Here is a 16554-nt window from a genome sequence, read left to right on the forward strand (position 1 = left end):
CGTGGACGTTCGGCAGGACTACCTCGTCGTCGTCAACGACGAGGAGCAGTACTCGCTGTGGAGCGGTGATCGTGAACTACCGCCTGGCTGGCAGCCGACGGGCTACCGGGGTTCAGAGGAGGAATGCCTGGCGCACATCGGAGAGGTCTGGACCGACATCCGGCCGCGGAGCATCAGGGAGAGGGGAGTACGTCCATGACAGCGGCTCTGGGCGAGGCGGACAGCATCACGCAGGTCCTCGAACGGCACGCCCGGACGAGGCCGGACCAGCCCGCGATCACGGAACTCGACTTCACCGACGGGGACCGGCCCAGCAGGACCGTCCTCACCTACGCACAGCTGCACGACCGCTCCCTCGACCGCGCGAACAGGCTCAGGTCTGTGCTCGGCGAGGGGGAACCGGTGGTGTTGCTGCGCGACAGCGGAGCCGACTTCGTCGTCGACTTCCTCGGGTGCATGATGGCAGGCGTCGTACCGGTACCGGCGCCGGAACTGCGGGCCGAGCAGGACCGGAGTGCCGTGCGGCTGTCCCGCCTGGTCGACGACGCCGGGGCGAGGTACGGCATCGGGAACGTGACGCCCACCTCGCTGAAGGCTCTCGGACTGCGTTCACCGGACACCGAGCCGGTGACCCGCGAGCAGGTGTCCCCGGCCGGTCCGGTCTCCCGGGACGACATCGCGTACGTCCAGTACACCTCCGGTACGACAGATCTGCCGCGGGGCGTGGTCGTGACGCACGACAACATCCTGCGCGAAGCCGAGATCGTCGGTGAGGTCTTCGACTTCGGCCCGGACTCGGTCTGCGTCAACTGGCTCCCGCTGTTCCACGACTTCGGCCTGGTGATGGGCCTTCAGATGCCGCTGCTGCACGGCGGGCAGGTGGTGCTGATGACCCCCCGTGCCTTCGTGCGCGATCCGGAACGCTGGCTGCGCGCCATCTCCGACTTCGGCGGCACGCACTCGCCCGCGCCCAACTTCGCGTACAGCCTGTGCGTGCGCAAGATCGCCCCGGATCGGCGACGCGAGCTCCGCCTCGACACGTGGCGCGTGGCGCCCAACGCGGCCGAGCCGGTCCGGCACGAGACGATCGCCGACTTCCAGGCCGCTTTCGGCGCCCAGGGCTTCAAGCCGGAGGCGATGCGCCCCTGCTACGGACTCGCCGAGGTCACCCTCATCGCCACGGCGCCCCGCTCCGGGGAGTCCCCACGGGCGTTCGCCGCGGACCGCGAAAGCCTCGCCGCGGGCTGGGTCAGGCCCGCCGCGGACGACGCCAGGCTGCTCGTGTCGTGCGGCCGCCCGGTGCCGGGGCTGGAGGTGGCCATCGTCTCGCCCGACACGTACGACGCACTGGGGGACGACACCGTCGGGGAGATCTGGATCGCCGGGTGGGCGGTCACCACCGGTGTGCACGGCGACCAGGGCAACGTCCGGGGCAAGCTCTACGGGCACTTGAGGGGCGACCCGGAGCGGCTGTACCTGCGAACCGGGGATCTCGGGTTCCGGCACGGCGGCGAGATCTACATCAGCGGCCGTCTGAAGAACGTGATCATCGTCCGAGGGCAGAACTACGACGCGATCGACCTGGAGCACGTCGCCGAGCGGGCGCACCCGGCGATCCGGCCGGGTGGAGCCGCCGCGTTCCCCGAGGAGGGCGCGCTGGGGGAGGAGGTCGGTGTGGTCTGCGAAGTGGTGGACTCCTGCTCCGACGAGGAGTTGCCCGCGGTGGCCGCGGCCGTGCAGCGCCGCCTCGGTGAGACCTTCGAGCTCAGGGCCCAGATGATCGCCCTGGTCCGGCCGAGGAGCGTGCCCAAGACCTCCAGCGGGAAGGTCCAGCGCGCCGAGTGCGCCCGCAGGCTGCGGAGCGGGGCGATCGAGGTGCGCCACCGGTACCCGCTCGCCGAGGACCGGCCCCGCGCGAGCGGCCCCGAACTGCGCCCGATGGTCAGGTGGCTGGTGGCCAGGACCGTTGGAGTGCAGGCGGCGGAGATCGACGACCACGCGCCGCTGTCCGAGTACGGGCTGGATTCGCTGCGTGCCGAGCAACTGGCCGGTGAGCTGGCGAAGGTGCTCGGGATCAGCGTGCCGGAAACCCTCGTCTACGACCACCCCACCATCGCCGACCTCGTGCAGGCGCTGGAATGAACGCCGAGCCCATCGCGATCACGGCCATGTCGTGCCGGTTCCCCGGTGACGTGTTCGCACCGGAGGACCTGTGGCGGGTGCTGATGGACGAGACCGACGCCATCACCGAACTGCCCGGCTCCACGGGACCGCTCGACCAGTACGTCCCAGCGGGGATCTCCGCACCGGGCACGACCGGCACCCGTTGGGCCGGTCGGGTGCCCAGCGCGGCCGACTTCGACGCGGGGTTCTTCGGGATCTCGCCCGCCGAGGCCGAGAGCGTGGATCCCCAGCAGCGGATGCTGCTGGAGGTCTCGCACGAGGCGATGGAGCGGGCAGGTCTGCCCGCTCGCGGTGACGAAGCCCGTGACTGCGGTGTTTTCGTCGGTATCAGCGGCAGCGACTACGGGCGGCTGCTGGGCGCCGACCTCGCACGTGTCGGTCCGTACTTCAGCACTGGTCAGTCCCCGGCCATCGCGGCCAACCGGTTGTCGTACGCGTTCGACCTCCGAGGGCCCAGCCTGGCGGTCGACACCGCCTGCTCCTCCGGCCTCGTCGCCCTCGACCTGGCCGTGCAGCACCTGCGGCGGGGCACGTGCGGCCGGGCGCTCGTCGGCGCGGTGAACCTCGTGCTGGCCCCGGACAACTGGGTGTCGCTCTCGGAATTCGGCATGATGGCGTCGGACGGTCGTTGCCGGCCCTTCGGCGCGGACGGCGACGGTTATGTGCGCTCGGACGGTTGCGCGGTGCTCGTGCTGGAGCTCTTGACGTCGGCGCAGCGGCGCGGCAGCGAGGTCCTCGCGGTGATCCGTGGAACAGCGGTCAACCAGGACGGCAGGAGCAACGGCCTCACCGCCCCCAGCGGGCCCGCGCAGGAGGAGGTCATCAACCGCGCTCTGGTGGATGCCGGATTGCCCTCCTCCGCGGTGACCTACGTCGAGGCGCACGGCTCCGGCACTCCGCTGGGGGATCCCATCGAGTTCGGAGCGCTGCTGCGCACGTACGGCAAGCGGCAGCCCGCGGACGGGCCGTGCTACGTGGGCTCGGTCAAGTCCAACATCGGCCACACCGAGGCGGCGGCGGGCCTCGCCGGCCTGGTCAAACTGGTCCTGTGCCTCCGCAACCGGAAGCTGCCCGCCTCGCTGCACACCGAACGGCTCAACCCCCGGCTGCCCGCGACCGGTGGCTCGGTCGAGATCGTCACGAGCACGCGCCCGTGGGACACCGGCAAGGAGCTGGTCGGAGCTGTCAGCTCGTTCGGGTACGGCGGCACCAACGCGCACGCCGTCGTCTCCGAGGGCGTGCCCGCACCGACCACGACGATCCCTGACCACCCCGCCCTCGTCCTGCCCCTGTCGGCTCGCAGCGCCGCGGCCCTGCGTGCGCTGGCGGGCCGCTACGCCGACACGCTGGAAGCCGGGGACGGCCCGTCGGTGGCGGACGTGTGCTACACGGCAGCGGTCCGACGCGCGCACTTCGACCACCGTCGGGGTTTCGTCGCCGTTGACCGGGACGGACTGGTCGCCGAGCTGCGCCGTGCCACGGCGGACAACGAGCGGCGCGAGAAGCGGTTCTGGCGTGAGAGCGTTCTGGTGTTCCCCGGACAGGGCGGCCAGCACGCCGCCATGGGGCGCGAACTGCTCGCACAGCCCGCGTTCCGGCAGGTGGTCGACGCGTGTGAGCCGATCTTCGCCGAGACGCTGGGAGTGTCGGTACACGGGTTGCTGGCGGGGTGGAACCGCGGCGGGGCGGAGCGTTTGCGGAACACGGCCGTGGCCCAGGCCGCGCTGTTCGTCTACCAAGCCGCGCTCTACGCGGTGTGGCGATCGTTCGGCGTGCGGCCCGCGGCCGTCATCGGCCACAGCGCGGGAGAGGCCGCGGCGGCCTTCGCAGCGGGCTTGTTCGACCTGGAGTCCGCGGCCCGGTTGGTGGCGGAACGCGGTACGGCGATGGCTGACCTGCGCGGGTCCGGTGGCATGCTGGCCGTCACCGGGCAGTCCGCGGACTCGCAGGACATCAGGCGAGCCGCTGAGCAGGCCGGACTGGTGCTGGCGGCGGAGAACAGCCCGCGCGGCTGCGTCCTGTCCGGGCCGGAGGAGCGACTGGCCGTCGCGGCCGGGGTGCTGACCGGGGCTGGTTACCGCTGCACGCGCTTGACCATGGACTACGCCTTCCACAGCCCGGCCATGCGTCCGGCCGCGGACCGGATGCGGGCGATGGGGGTGGGGGCGGCCACCGGTTCCGGCACAGCCCTGTTCTGCTCCAGCGTCACCGGTGACGTCCTGGACCCGGCGGCCCTCGGGCCGGATTACTGGGCTCGCGGCGTCGTCCAGCCGGTGCGGATGCGGCAAGCCGTGGAGGCGCTGCTGCGCCGGGGTTTCACCAGCTTCCTCGAGATCGGTCCGGCCTCCGCCCACGCCGTGGACATCGCCGTCACCGCGCGGTGGGCAGGCACGACGCCGGTGGAGGTCGTCCACGCGGGCGGCGACCTCCCGGAAACCCTCGCGCGCCTCTACTCGGTCGGGGCCGACCTGGACTGGACGGCTGTGTACCCGCACGGCCGGTTCGTCCAGGGCCTGCCCACCTATCCCTGGCAGCGGCAGCGGTACTGGGGCCTCGATCCGACCCCGAAGGGGAGCGAAATGACACACCCGGCGGTCGAAGACCTCGGTACGTGGGTGAAGGGCGAACTCGCCGGGCAGTTGGGCCTCGACGTCCGGGAGATCTCCGACGACGACCGGTTCCTGGAGCTGGGAGCGGACAGCCTGGTGATGCTCAAGCTCGTGGCGCGGCTCAACGCGCGTTACGGCACGCAGATCGAGGTCAGGCAGCTCCTGGAGGAGTACATGACCATCCGTGAGCTGGCTGGGGGGCTCAGCGGCGTGCGGGTGCTCGACGGTGCAGACGCCCAGGAGGGGGAAACCGCGCCTACCACCGCTGAGGAAATCGCGGTTCCGACGACGAGTGCGCCGGCCGTGGACGTCGCGCCACTTGACGCGAGGCCGGTCGACGGCTTGCCCGCCGTAGTCGCCGAGCAGTTGAAGCTCATGCGCGATCAACTCACCCTCCTCGGTGCGCGAGCGCGGATCTCCGCCGATCCACCGGCGAGCACGGCCACGTCACCGAGTGCGGTCGCCAAGCCCGCCGAGGGCGTTCCAGCGGGCGGGACGCGGACCGGTTCGTCCGCAGGGCGGCCTCCCGAACCGCCGAAGTGGCGGCCGAGCAGGTTGACACCCGCCCAGGAGCGCTTCGTCAACGACCTCGCGTCGCGGACCAGTTCCCACGCCCGGCAGCTCGTGCGGCGGTACCGTCCTCGCCTGGCCGAGAGCAGGCCGTTCAGCCACTTCCGCCCGGAGCTGAAAGACCTGCACGTCCCGCTGGTCGCCGAGCGCACGGCAGGCGCGAAGATCTGGGACGACTCCGGCCGCGAGTACATCGACTACGGCATGGGCTTCGGTGTTCACCTGTTCGGGCACAACCCGCCGTTCGTCACCAGTGCCATCCGACGGCAGCTGGACAGGACGTATTCGCTGGGCGTCCAGCTCAAGCAGGCATACGAACTGGCCGAACGGCTGGGCGACCTCACCGGCCACGAGCGGGTGACGTTCTGCAACACCGGGTCCGAGGCCGTCATGGGAGCGATCCGGCTTGCCCGGCTGGCCACCGGACGCCCCAAGGTGGCCTACTTCGACCGGTCCTACCACGGGTTGACCGATCTCGTGCTGGCCAGAGCGGATGCCGGTGGCGCGACCCCGATCGCGCCCGGCCTGTCCGCCGCGGCGGCGAGTGAGGCGGTTGTCCTGCCGTACGGGCAGGAGTCGGCGCTGGAGTACCTGCGGGCAGCCGACGATGTCGCGGCCGTGGTCGTCGAGCCGGTGCAGAGCCGCAACCCCTCGTTGCAGCCTGCCGCTTTCCTCGCGGCACTGCGCAGGCTTACCGGCGAGCGCGGCATGGTTCTCGTCTTCGACGAGATGATCACGGGGTTCCGCATCGGTCCGGGTGGTGCCGCCGCGCACTTCGGCGTCACCCCCGATCTGGCCACCTACGGGAAGATCATCGGTGGTGGCCTGCCACTCGCGGTGATCGCCGGGAGGGGCGACCTGATGGGTGGGATGGACGGCGGCGTGTGGCGTCCGGGCGACGGCAGCATGCCGACGCACACCACGACGTTGTTCGGCGGCACCTTCCAGAAGCACCCGCTCGCCGTCGCGGCGGCCACTTCGGTCCTCGACCACTTGGCCGATTCCGGTCCGGGGCTCTACGAGGACCTGAACGCGCGTGCGGACCGCCTCGTCGAGGGGCTGCGCGAGATCTTCCGCGAAGCGGCCGTCCCCTACACCGTCGCGTCCTTCGGGTCGATGTGGCGTTTGGAGTACCGCGGTAACCCCAGCCTCCACCAACCGCTGGAGATGGAGCTGCTGTACCACACGCTGTTGTCGGAGGGAATCCACGTGCAGGAAGGGCGGACGTTCTTCCTGTCGACGGTCCACGAGGACACCGACGCCGAACGGTTGCTCGACGCGGTCGACGCGAGCCTGCGGCGCCTGCGCGAGCCGGGGTTCCTGACGGCCGCGCAACCCGCTCCCCGGCTGGAGTGGGCGATGACGCCTCAGCAGAAGCAGCTGTGGCAGCTGCAGCGCCACCACGGTCCTCAGTGGACTGCCTACCACGAGAGCGTGCTGGTTGACCTCCGCGGTGATCTGGACCGCGACGCCCTCCGCAGGGCCTGGCGGGATGCCGGGCGCAACCACCCAGCGCTACGCGCCGCGGTGACCGCTGATGGCGAGTGGTTGAGGTGCGACCGGAGCACGGATCTGACGATCCGGGTTTCCGATGTCCCGCCGACGCCGGAGGCCATCGCCGACGACGCCGCCGCGCCGTTCGCCCCCCTCGACGGCTCGTTGTGCCGCGCGACCCTTTTCGAACACTCGCCACAGCACCACGCGCTGCTGGTGTCCGCGCACCACCTCGTGATGGACGGCACGAGCTTGTCCTTGCTGCTCGACGACCTGGCGGGGTTCTACAGCGGGCACGTGGCGGGGGAATCCCTTCCGCCGAGTCGGCCTGCTGTGCCCGTACGCCTGCGGCAGCAGGTCACCTCGGTCGCGGAACCGCTTCCCCGCACGCCGGACGCCTTCGACCCGGCGCGTCGGCACACCGTCCCGCTGGCTCCGGATCTCTGGGCCGCTCTGCGCACCGGGGCCGCTGAACTCGGTTGCACCCCTTTCGCGCTGGCGTTCAGCGCGTTCGCCTACGCCCTGCACCAGGTCACCGGTGAGGCCGAACTGGGCCTGGGTGTCCACGTGGACCAGCGGCCGCTCGACGAGCACGACTTCGCGGGCCACTACGTGCTGGTCGCCGGGGTGCGGACAGCTCTGTCCAGGGGAGAGTCGTTCCGCGATCTCGAGGCCCGGACGCGACCGCACCTGGTGAACCTGCTCGACCGCCCCGCGGCCGCCGGAGAACCGGACGCCGTCTTCAACCTCAACCCCGCTGTCCCCGAGCCGCGCATGAGCGGCCTCGACGTCTCGATCGACCTCCCGCCGGTCAGGCATGCCAAGTACCCGTTGTTCTTCGACGTCATCAGCATCGGCGAGAACCGGTTCGTGGACATCGTGCACCGGCCGTCGTTCGACGCCGAGACGGTGGAGAAGCTCCACCTCTGCTGGGAGTCGTTGATCAGGCACGTGGGTGCCGAAGGGAGCGACTTCGCAGAACAGCCGCACTCCGATCCCAGGGAAGGTTGAGTTCCATGGTCCTCCACCCCATCCGGGCGACGGCACCCGGCGGCGCCGAGCCCCACCGCCGGTCATGAACGTATCCCCTGCCCAGCACCGGCTGTGGTTCCTGCAGCAACTCGATCCGGGCGCGACCGAATACAACGGGTGCGTCGCGTACGAACTGCGCGGTGCGCTCGACCGGCGTGCCCTGCGCCTCGCGGTCAGTGATCTGGTGGACCGGCACGAAGCCCTGCGCACGAGTTTCCCGGCCCAGCGCGGGGTGCCCAGGATGGACATCGCTCCGCCCGGTGGAGGCGTCGACATCCCGGTGGTGGACATCTCGGACGCCGAGGCCTCCCTCTTCGTCGAGGAGCGGATCAGCACGCCGTTCGAGCTCGCCGCCGGGCCGCCGATCCGGATCTGGTTGCTGTGCCTCGACCGCGACAGGCACGTCCTGGTCATCGTCGTGCACCACATCCTCATCGACGCGTGGTCGATCGAAATCATGGCCGAGGAGCTCAAAGTGCTGTACACGGCTCACTCGAGTGGCACTCCGGTGCGGCTCCCGGCCCCCGAGGCGCAGTACTCGGACTTCGCGGCCTGGCAGCGCGCCACGCTCACGCGGGAGCACGTCGAACGGGAGTTGTCCTTCTGGCGGGAACGGCTCGACGGTGCGCCCGCGCTGCTGGATCTCATCGCCGACCGGCCACACCAGGTGGATTCATCCGCGGCCGGTGAGGAGCTGCTCCGTCCCATCCCGCCGGATCTGGTCGAACAAGTGCGATCACTGGCTGTCCGGTACCGGCGCACGATGTTCGTCACCGCGTTGACGGCGTTGACGGCGCTGCTGTCCCATGTCTCCGGAACGGATGACATCGTCCTCACCGTCCCGGTCTCCGGGCGATCCCGCGCCGAGTTCCAGTCCACGGTGGGGTTCTTCGTCAACACCGTCCCCCTCCGCATGGACATCCCCCGTGGACTGCCGTTCGACCGGATCGCCGAACGGGTGAGCGCGGCCACCTTCGACGCGATGGAGCACTCGTCGGTCCCCTTCGACGTCCTGGTGAGCGAAAGCCGCGATCGGCGTGGTGAGGGGAGCACACCACTGGCGGACATCGCGTTCCAGCTGCTGCACACGGGAGCGGGCCGGACGCGCTGGGGCGGTCTCGAAGTGGCCGAGTGGGGTGGCGCGCGCCAGGCGGTCTCGCGATTCGCACTGGAACTGCACGTGCTGGACCGAGCACCACGGGCAATGGATCAAGCGCTGTGCTACCGCACCGACCGGTTGCTGCCCGGTACCGCTCGACGGCTGCTCGACGGCTACGAAGGAGTCCTCTGGGCAGCAGCGGCCGATCCGGGGGCCCCGCTGTCCGAACTGGGGAGCCGCGCGTGGTGACCGGCAGCCCCGCCGATCCGGCCGATCCGTCCACCGTCCCGGCCCCGCGCCTGGCAGGGGAGTGGTTCTGGCTCCCCGCTCCACGGCCCGCGAGCAGGCTGCGCCTGTTCTGCCTGCCCCACGCAGGCGGCGATGTGGCGGCATTCGGGGAGTTCGGTCGGGCGTTGCCCGACGACATCGAGTTGTGGGCCGTGCGGCTTCCCGGCCGAGGGGGCCGGACGGGGACACCCATGCCCGCGACGCTGGACGAACTGGTCCAGCGGATCCGGACAGCCATGCACCCGCACATCGAGCACCCCTACGCGATCCTCGGTCAGAGCCTCGGCGCGCTGGTCGCGTTCAACGTCGCCGCCTGCCTCGACCGCCCGCCGGTCGCCTGCGTGCTGGCCGCACTCCTGCCGCCCCGGTGCTGGCAGGAACCCCCCGGCCCGGCCGCCGGGCAGGATCTGCTCCCGTTCCTGGAGGCCACCGGCGGGTTTGACGCCGCGGCGCTCGCCGAGGCAGGCCTCCTCGAACGATCCCTGGCGGTCACGGCAGGCGACCTCGACCTGTGCGCGGGCTACCGCCACCCCGAGCAGACGCTGCTCGACTGCCCGGTACTGGTCCTGTCGGGTGAGGACGACCCCACCGCGAGTCCCCCCGAGATGGCCGAGTGGCGCCACCACGTCGGCGGATCGTTCACCCAGGCCACGCTCCCCGGCGGCCACCTGGTGATCGGTGAGGCTCCCGCGGCCGCGGCCGAGCTGGTTTCCCGGTTCCTGACCTCTGCCCAAGGATTCGACATGACCGCAGTGCCCACCGATCGCCCGGCCGTCCTGTCGGCAGAGGGCGTGCTGACCCGTGCCGAACTCGACGACCGGACGGCCCGGTATGCCACCGCCCTCAGCGAGGCCGGACTGCGGCCTGGCGATGTCGTCGCCATCTCCCTCCCCGACGGCGCGGACGCCGTGTGCGCGCTGTTGGCCGCGCGGCAAGCAGGCGTCGCATTCGTCTGGCTCGACGAGAACCAGCCCGGCGAGCGGCGAGCCGCGACCGTCGCCGACTGCGCTCCGTCCGGGCTGATCGCGCGCCCGAACGGCATGACGTCCGTTTCCGAGGGCGCGGCTCTGTTGTCGGTGGACGGAGCGGCGGTCGAGGTACTGCGCCCCAAGGCCCCTGGCTTAGCCAGGCCGAGCGTGCCTACGGACACCGAGTACCTCGTCTATACGTCCGGGTCCACCGGCACGCCCAAGGGCATCGTCCAACGCGCGGGCAACCTGGCGCAGTTCGCCGAATGGCTCGCCGCCGAGCTGGCGCTCGACGAGCGGGCCCGCGTTCTGCAGTGGGGCAGCCTGGTCTACGACGGTGCCTACGTGGAGATCGCGATGGCCGTGCACGCCGGTGCGACGCTTGTCGTGCCGCCCGCCGAGGTCAAGGCGGACCCCGCGAAGGTCCATGCTTGGATGGCCGAGCACCGGGTTACCCACCTCCTGGCGGTCCCCAGCCTGTGCCGTCCGCTCGTCCAGTGCGGTCCGCTCCAGCACGTGCGCGCGGTTTCCCTGCACGGTGAGGCGCTGCGGGCTGACCTCGTGCACGAGGTCAGGCGGAACTTCCCAGGGGCAGTGGTCCGCAACCTCTACGGTCCGAGCGAGTGCATCTCGGCGACCGTCCACGTCGTCGCCGATCCCGCCGAGGACCCCATCCCGCTGGGGACGCCCATCCCCGGCAGGGAGATCGACCTCACCGACGAGTCCGGCCTGCCTGTGCCGACCGGCGAGGTCGGGGAGGTCAGGATCCGCAGTCCGCACCTCGCGCACGGCTACCTGAACCGCCCCGCGGAGACGGCGAGCGCGTTCCTGGCGGGCGACGTCTACCGCACCGGCGACCTCGCCCGTCGCACGGCCGACGGCAGGCTGCTGTTCTCGGGCAGAGCCGACGACCAGGTCAAGATCCGGGGAGTCCGGGTGGAACTGGGCGAACTGGAGGCCGCACTGGGCAAAGCCGCGGACGTGGCCAGGACGGCCGCTCGGACCTACGGGGACGACCCGGAGAACCCGAGGCTGGCGGCCTACCTGCAACCGCGCCGGGGACGCCGTGTGGACATCGCGGCGGTGCACCGGCAACTGATCAACACCCTGCCCACCTACCTGGTGCCCGGCGCCTACGTCGTGCTCGACGAGTTCCCCCTGGCGGCCAGCGGGAAGATCGACCGCCGTCGGTTGCCGATCCCGAACGCCGCCGAATCGCCCTCGGAGCCGTACTTCGCGACCGAGACGGAACGACGCCTCGAGGCCATTTGGCGGGAGGTCATCGGCTGTGCCAGGGCGCGGCCCGATGACGACTTCTTCACCGCTGGCGGTCACTCCCTGCTGGCCCCGCGGATCGTGGCCGAGGTGGCCGTCGAGTTCGGTGTCGAGCTGCCCGTACGCGCGGTTTTCGACCATCCGACAGTGCGCGAGTTCGCCACGCGCATCGACCTCGGGACGGAGGCCGTCGCCGAGCGGGCCGAAAGGAGCTCAGGTGCTGCTGGACCAGCATGACATCACCAGTCCGGAGTTCTGGGCGAGGCAGGATGCGCACGCGCTCGTGGACGAAATACGCCGTGAAGGCACCGTCCAGCGCCATGAGACACCCGACGACGGCCCTGTTTGGTCGGTGCTGGCCCATCGTGAGGCACTGGCGGTCCTCGGTGATCCGGTCGCGTTCAGCTCCCAACGCGGGTCGCTGCTGGGATCGGGCCGACGGCCTCCGGCGGGGGCGGGGAAGATGATGGCCCTCACCGACCCGCCGCGACATCGCGCCTACCGCGAGTCAGTCGCCCCGTTCTTCTCCACGAGTGGCGCCGCGGCGCTCGAGCAGCACGTGGTTCGCTTGACGCGGCGTGTGTTGCGAGAGCTGCCCGAGGGCGAGGACATCGACTTCGTGCACGAGATCGGTGCGGTCGTCCCCTTGCTGGTCATGTGCGAGCTGATGGGTGTCCCCGCCGAAGATCGCGACGATGTCGTGGCCATGTGCGACGAGGCTTTCCTGGGTGACACCGCGCTGCGGCGGCAGAAGGCCCACCAGAAACTCCTGCCGTACCTGTTCTCGCTGGTCACCAGGAAGCGGCGGGAGCCGGGGCGAGATGTCGCCAGCGCGCTGGCTGGTGACCTGGACGTGGAAGAAGCAGTGCTCAACTGCGACAACATCATCGTCGGCGGCGTCCAGACGGTGCGGCACACCGCCGCGATGGCGATGCTGGCACTGACACAGCACCCGGACGCTTGGCAGACCCTGCGCGCAGGCGCCGACATGGGTGTTGCCGTCGAGGAACTGCTGCGCTGGACATCCGTCGGGCTGCAGGTGCTGCGCAGCGCCACCCGTGACGTCGAACTCGCGGGTTGCCACATCCGGGCGGGGGATGCCGTGGTGGTCTGGACACCTGCGGCCAACCGCGATCCGGCCGTTTTCCAGCGGCCCCACCACCTGGACCTGCGACGCAGTCCGAATCGGCACGTGGCCTTCGGCTGGGGAGCGCACTACTGCATCGGTGCCCCGCTGGCGCGCATCGAGTTGCGCGCGTTGTTCACGGCGCTGGCCACGACGTTGGAGTCCGTGGAGGTGGTGCGCTCTCCGGTGCACAACCGCTCGATCATCAACTTCGGGCTCGACCGGTTCACCGTCCGACTTCGTCGAAAGGTCCGCGGATGAAGCTGCCATGGGCCCCCGAGGACCTCCCGAACGCCGCAGCGGACCGGTTCGGCTCGCTGAAGCCCGCCCTGCGGGAGGCGGGCTTCAGCGATGACGTCGTCGCGCGCAGGCTCGGCGCGGCGGACGCCATCGACCTGCTGAGCCACTCGGCGATGTACGCGGTGTACTCCGCCCTCGACGTCGAGTCGCTCACCACGGACACCGCCGGTGCGCTGATCCAGTTGTTCGTCCGGAACGGCCCCCTGCCGCGGGACCGCTACGAACACGTCGTGTCCGCTCCGCTCGCCCGTGTCCTTGAGGCGCTCGCGCTGGTGCGGATCGACGAAGGCCAGGTGTCGCCGACGGTCTCCATCTCACCGGTGCGGTCCTTGTACCTGTTGTCGGACGCCTTGTTCACCACCGGGCCCGGTGATGTCGCGATCACCATGGCCACCGGGGCCGGGCTGGTGATGCCACCACATGCGTCGAGCTTCACCCTCCTCGACGCCATCCGCACCACGGCGTCGGAGACCCTCCTCGACATCGGCTGCGGTAGCGGCATCCTGGCGCTGGCGTCGTGGACCTCCTGCGCAAGCGTCATCGGTATCGACGTCAACCCCCGCGCTGTCGCCTATTCCCGTGTCAACGCAGCGGTGAACGCCATACCCGCAGCCTTCACCGTCGCCGACATGAACCGCAACCCGCTGCCCGCGGAGCGGGCCGATCGCTTGGTCTTCAACAGCCCGACGGGCCCGCGGCGGTCACCCGAAACGGGCTGGACGTCCGCCCAGGGGGCGCTGAGGTCGGTCGTCCGAGCCATGGGCACCGTCCTGGTACCCGGCGGAACGGCCGACGTCCTGGTGATAGCCGAGCTACCGCAGGGGCGCGCGTTGCCGGACCTCGTTGACGAGTGGCTGGCCGACCTGCGTGGCTGGAAGGAGGTACGGGTGCGCGAGGTGCCCGGCTCACCGCAGGCGGTTTCCGCTCGCGACCTGGCCAGCGGGCGTTTGTCCCCGAAGTGCCTGCTGGCGGACGGACCCGAAGACAGGGCACGTCTGCTCCACTCCCTGCGCGTCCGGGGTATCGAATCGGTCGTTCCGGCAGTCGTCTCGATCACCTCGGTGTGACTGTGCGTTGCCGGTGACGGCGCGGTCCTGCGCCTACCCAGGTCGCGGGTACTCTGTGAAAGGGGATCCACTTGCCATCACCCGACGGCACTGCCAGCCGAGGGGGAAGCGGCCTTGGCGCCAGTGGTTCCCCGCTGCGCATACGGGACTTCCGCCGCCTGCTGTGCGCTCGTTCGCTCTCTTTCGTCGGCGACGGCATATCACAGGTGGCGGTGACCTTCGCCGTCCTCGAGGTCACGCGGTCGGCGGTCGCGGTGGGCGTGGTGATGGCGGCCCGTGCCGTCCCGATCGTCGGTTTCACGCTCGTCTCGGGTGTGCTGGCGGATCGGTACTGCCGGCGAAGGTTGATGGTGATCTCGGACGTGATCTGCCTGGCTGGCCAGGCGACTCTGACCGTCCTCGTCCTGACGCACAGTGCGACCGTCGTCGCCGCGGCCTGCCTGCAAGCTCTCCACGGATTCGGAACGGCGCTGTTCCAACCCGCGTCCAGCGGCATGATCCGCGATGTGGTGCCGGATCACTCGCTGCGCAAAGCGAACGCCCTGCTGGGCGTCTCGGGGGGAATCAGCGTCGCGATCGGACCCGCCGCGGGCGGTGCGATGATCGCGGCCACGTCTCCGGCGTTCGGGCTCATGGCCGACAGCGTCACCTTCCTCGCGAGCGGTGCGCTGCTGCTGACGATCCGACGACCGGCCGGGCGCATCCCTGACGGTCGCGGCTCCCGTGCCCGCGCGGACTTCCGACAGGGCTGGCGGGAGTTCGTCACGCGCCGATGGGTGCTCGTCAGTGTGGCGTACTTCGCCCTCTACCAGATGGTGGTCCTGGCCCCGCTGCTCGTGATCGGTCCCGTCCTGTTCGCGGGCACCGAGGACGGCTCGCGCAGCTGGGGCCTCCTGCTGACTTGCTCGGGTCTGGGCAACGTCGTCGGTGGTCTGGCCGCCTACCGGCACACCGCCGGGCGGATACTGGTCACTGCCTACGCGCTCACCTTCCCGACGCTGCCTCCGCTGGTCCTCCTGGCGGCTGAGGCGCCGGTGCCGCTGCTCGCGGCCAGCATGGTCGTCTTCGGCGCTGGCCTGTCCTATGCGGACACATTGTGGAACACGGCCCTGCAGGGCAACGTGCCCGCCAACCTGGTCGGCCGCTTGTCGTCGTACGACTGGTTCGGGTCCACTGCCTTGCGACCGCTGGGTTTGGCGCTGGCCGGTCCCCTGGCCGGAGCGATCGGAAGCCATGCCCTGCTCTACACCGCGGCGGCCGCGGGAACGGTGATGACGATCGTGGCTCTCATGCCCGCGGAGGTGAGAAACCTGCAAGGGGTGGAACGCGGGTTGCCCGCCGGTGGGCCGGTGCGGGCGGATGAGTGAGCGGCGACAACTGGCCGATGCGGACCGGCGTGTGCGAAAGGAGTTCCTGACGATGGACTTCGGACTGTTCTACTTCTCCGCCGACAGCACCACAGTGGACGAGGGGGATCGCTACGGGTTGTTGTTGGCAGGGGCCCGGTTCGCCGACACGCACGGTTTCAGCGCCGTGTGGACCCCCGAACGGCATTTCCACCAGTTCGGTGGGCTCTACCCCAACCCCGCGGTCACCGGCGCGGCGATAGCGGCCGTCACCGAGCGAGTCGCCATTCGCGCGGGCAGCGTGGTCGCTCCCGCGCACCATCCCGCGCGGATGACCGAGGAGTGGGCTGTCGTCGACAACCTCTCCCATGGCCGGGTGGGGGTTTCGTTCGCCTCCGGCTGGAGCGCGGTCGATTTCTCCTTCACCCCGGAGAACTACTCCCGGCGCCGCGAGTTGGTCTTCGAGCACGCGCAGGCGGTGCGCCGCCTGTGGCGGGGGGAGGACCTCGACGTCGTCGACGGAACCGGAGCCCACAAGCGCGTCCGGGTCTTCCCACCTCCCGTGCAAGCGGAGTTGCCGGTCTGGATCACCAGCAGTGGTGACGTCGAGACGTTCCGGCGGGCGGGCCGCATCGGGGCGGGGCTGCTCACCCACCTGCTCTGGCAGGACGTCGAAGAGCTCGATCACAAGATCCAGCAGTACCGCGCCGAGTTCCGCGCGGCGACCGGTGGCGGTCACGGGCACGTGGCGCTGATGGTTCACACCTTTCTGGGTGACAGCGACGACGAGGTCCGGGAGCAGGTGCGAGGCCCGCTCTGCGCGTACCTGCGCAGCTCGCTCAACCTGTTCGCGGGTTCCGGGAACAAGGGGGCGCAGCAGTTCGATCCGGCCACGATGCGTCCGACCGACGTCGACTTCCTGGTCCAGAACGCCTTCGACCGGTACTACGCCGAGAACGGCCTGCTGGGCGATGTCGAGAAGGGGCGGAAGCTGGTGGACAGGCTGCGCGGCGTCGGGGTCGACGAGGTGGCCTGCCTGATCGATTTCGGACTGCCTGCCGTCGACGTGCTGAACGGGTTGAACCACCTCGACGAGCTCCGTCAGCTCTGCCGGTCCTGATGCGCCCCTGACCCACCTGGAGAGACCATGAACCACCCCCGCAGGGGCTCCGCAGACCCCACGCTTGCCACCGCCG

9 protein-coding genes are annotated in these 16554 nt (G+C 70.4%); all 9 read left to right on the plus strand.

Going from position 1 to position 16554, the window contains the following annotated elements; translation table 11 throughout:
• Window position 1: 1 nt before the first annotated feature.
• The 9 genes from JOF41_RS11045 (at window position 2) to JOF41_RS11085 (ending at window position 16478) form a co-directional block, all read left to right on the plus strand.
• Window positions 2-199: an MbtH family protein gene (locus tag JOF41_RS11045; protein ID WP_209618332.1), complete on the plus strand. Its 198-nt coding sequence runs from the start codon at window positions 2-4 to the stop codon at window positions 197-199.
• The gene (locus tag JOF41_RS11050; protein ID WP_209618335.1) at window positions 196-2142 is read left to right on the plus strand and encodes an AMP-binding protein; all 1947 of its coding nucleotides are present in this window, start codon (window positions 196-198) and stop codon (window positions 2140-2142) included. Before JOF41_RS11045 ends, JOF41_RS11050 begins: the two co-directional genes overlap by 4 nt.
• On the plus strand, window positions 2139-7868 hold the full coding sequence (locus tag JOF41_RS11055) for a type I polyketide synthase (RefSeq protein ID WP_209618337.1): 5730 nt from the start codon (window positions 2139-2141) through the stop codon (window positions 7866-7868). The genes JOF41_RS11050 and JOF41_RS11055 overlap by 4 nt, the downstream gene beginning before the upstream one ends.
• Window positions 7813-9237 (plus strand): condensation domain-containing protein, encoded by a 1425-nt coding sequence (locus tag JOF41_RS11060; protein WP_209618340.1) that lies wholly within the window; start codon window positions 7813-7815, stop codon window positions 9235-9237. The genes JOF41_RS11055 and JOF41_RS11060 overlap by 56 nt, the downstream gene beginning before the upstream one ends.
• Complete coding sequence (locus JOF41_RS11065) at window positions 9231-11756, plus strand: amino acid adenylation domain-containing protein (RefSeq protein ID WP_189223850.1); 2526 nt, start codon at window positions 9231-9233, stop codon at window positions 11754-11756. The genes JOF41_RS11060 and JOF41_RS11065 overlap by 7 nt, the downstream gene beginning before the upstream one ends.
• Complete coding sequence (locus JOF41_RS11070) at window positions 11737-12906, plus strand: cytochrome P450 (protein ID WP_209618343.1); 1170 nt, start codon at window positions 11737-11739, stop codon at window positions 12904-12906. Before JOF41_RS11065 ends, JOF41_RS11070 begins: the two co-directional genes overlap by 20 nt.
• Window positions 12903-14012, plus strand: coding sequence for a 50S ribosomal protein L11 methyltransferase (locus JOF41_RS11075; protein WP_209618346.1), 1110 nt, complete (start codon window positions 12903-12905; stop codon window positions 14010-14012). The genes JOF41_RS11070 and JOF41_RS11075 overlap by 4 nt, the downstream gene beginning before the upstream one ends.
• A 71-nt stretch (window positions 14013-14083) precedes the next feature.
• Window positions 14084-15379, plus strand: a complete 1296-nt coding sequence (locus JOF41_RS11080) for an MFS transporter (protein WP_189223847.1) — start codon at window positions 14084-14086, stop codon at window positions 15377-15379.
• Window positions 15372-16478, plus strand: a complete 1107-nt coding sequence (locus JOF41_RS11085) for a MupA/Atu3671 family FMN-dependent luciferase-like monooxygenase (RefSeq protein ID WP_229795685.1) — start codon at window positions 15372-15374, stop codon at window positions 16476-16478. Before JOF41_RS11080 ends, JOF41_RS11085 begins: the two co-directional genes overlap by 8 nt.
• Window positions 16479-16554: the final 76 nt, after the last annotated feature.

The sequence above is a fragment of the Saccharothrix coeruleofusca genome (assembly GCF_017876325.1).
Lineage (GTDB): Bacteria > Actinomycetota > Actinomycetes > Mycobacteriales > Pseudonocardiaceae > Actinosynnema > Actinosynnema coeruleofuscum.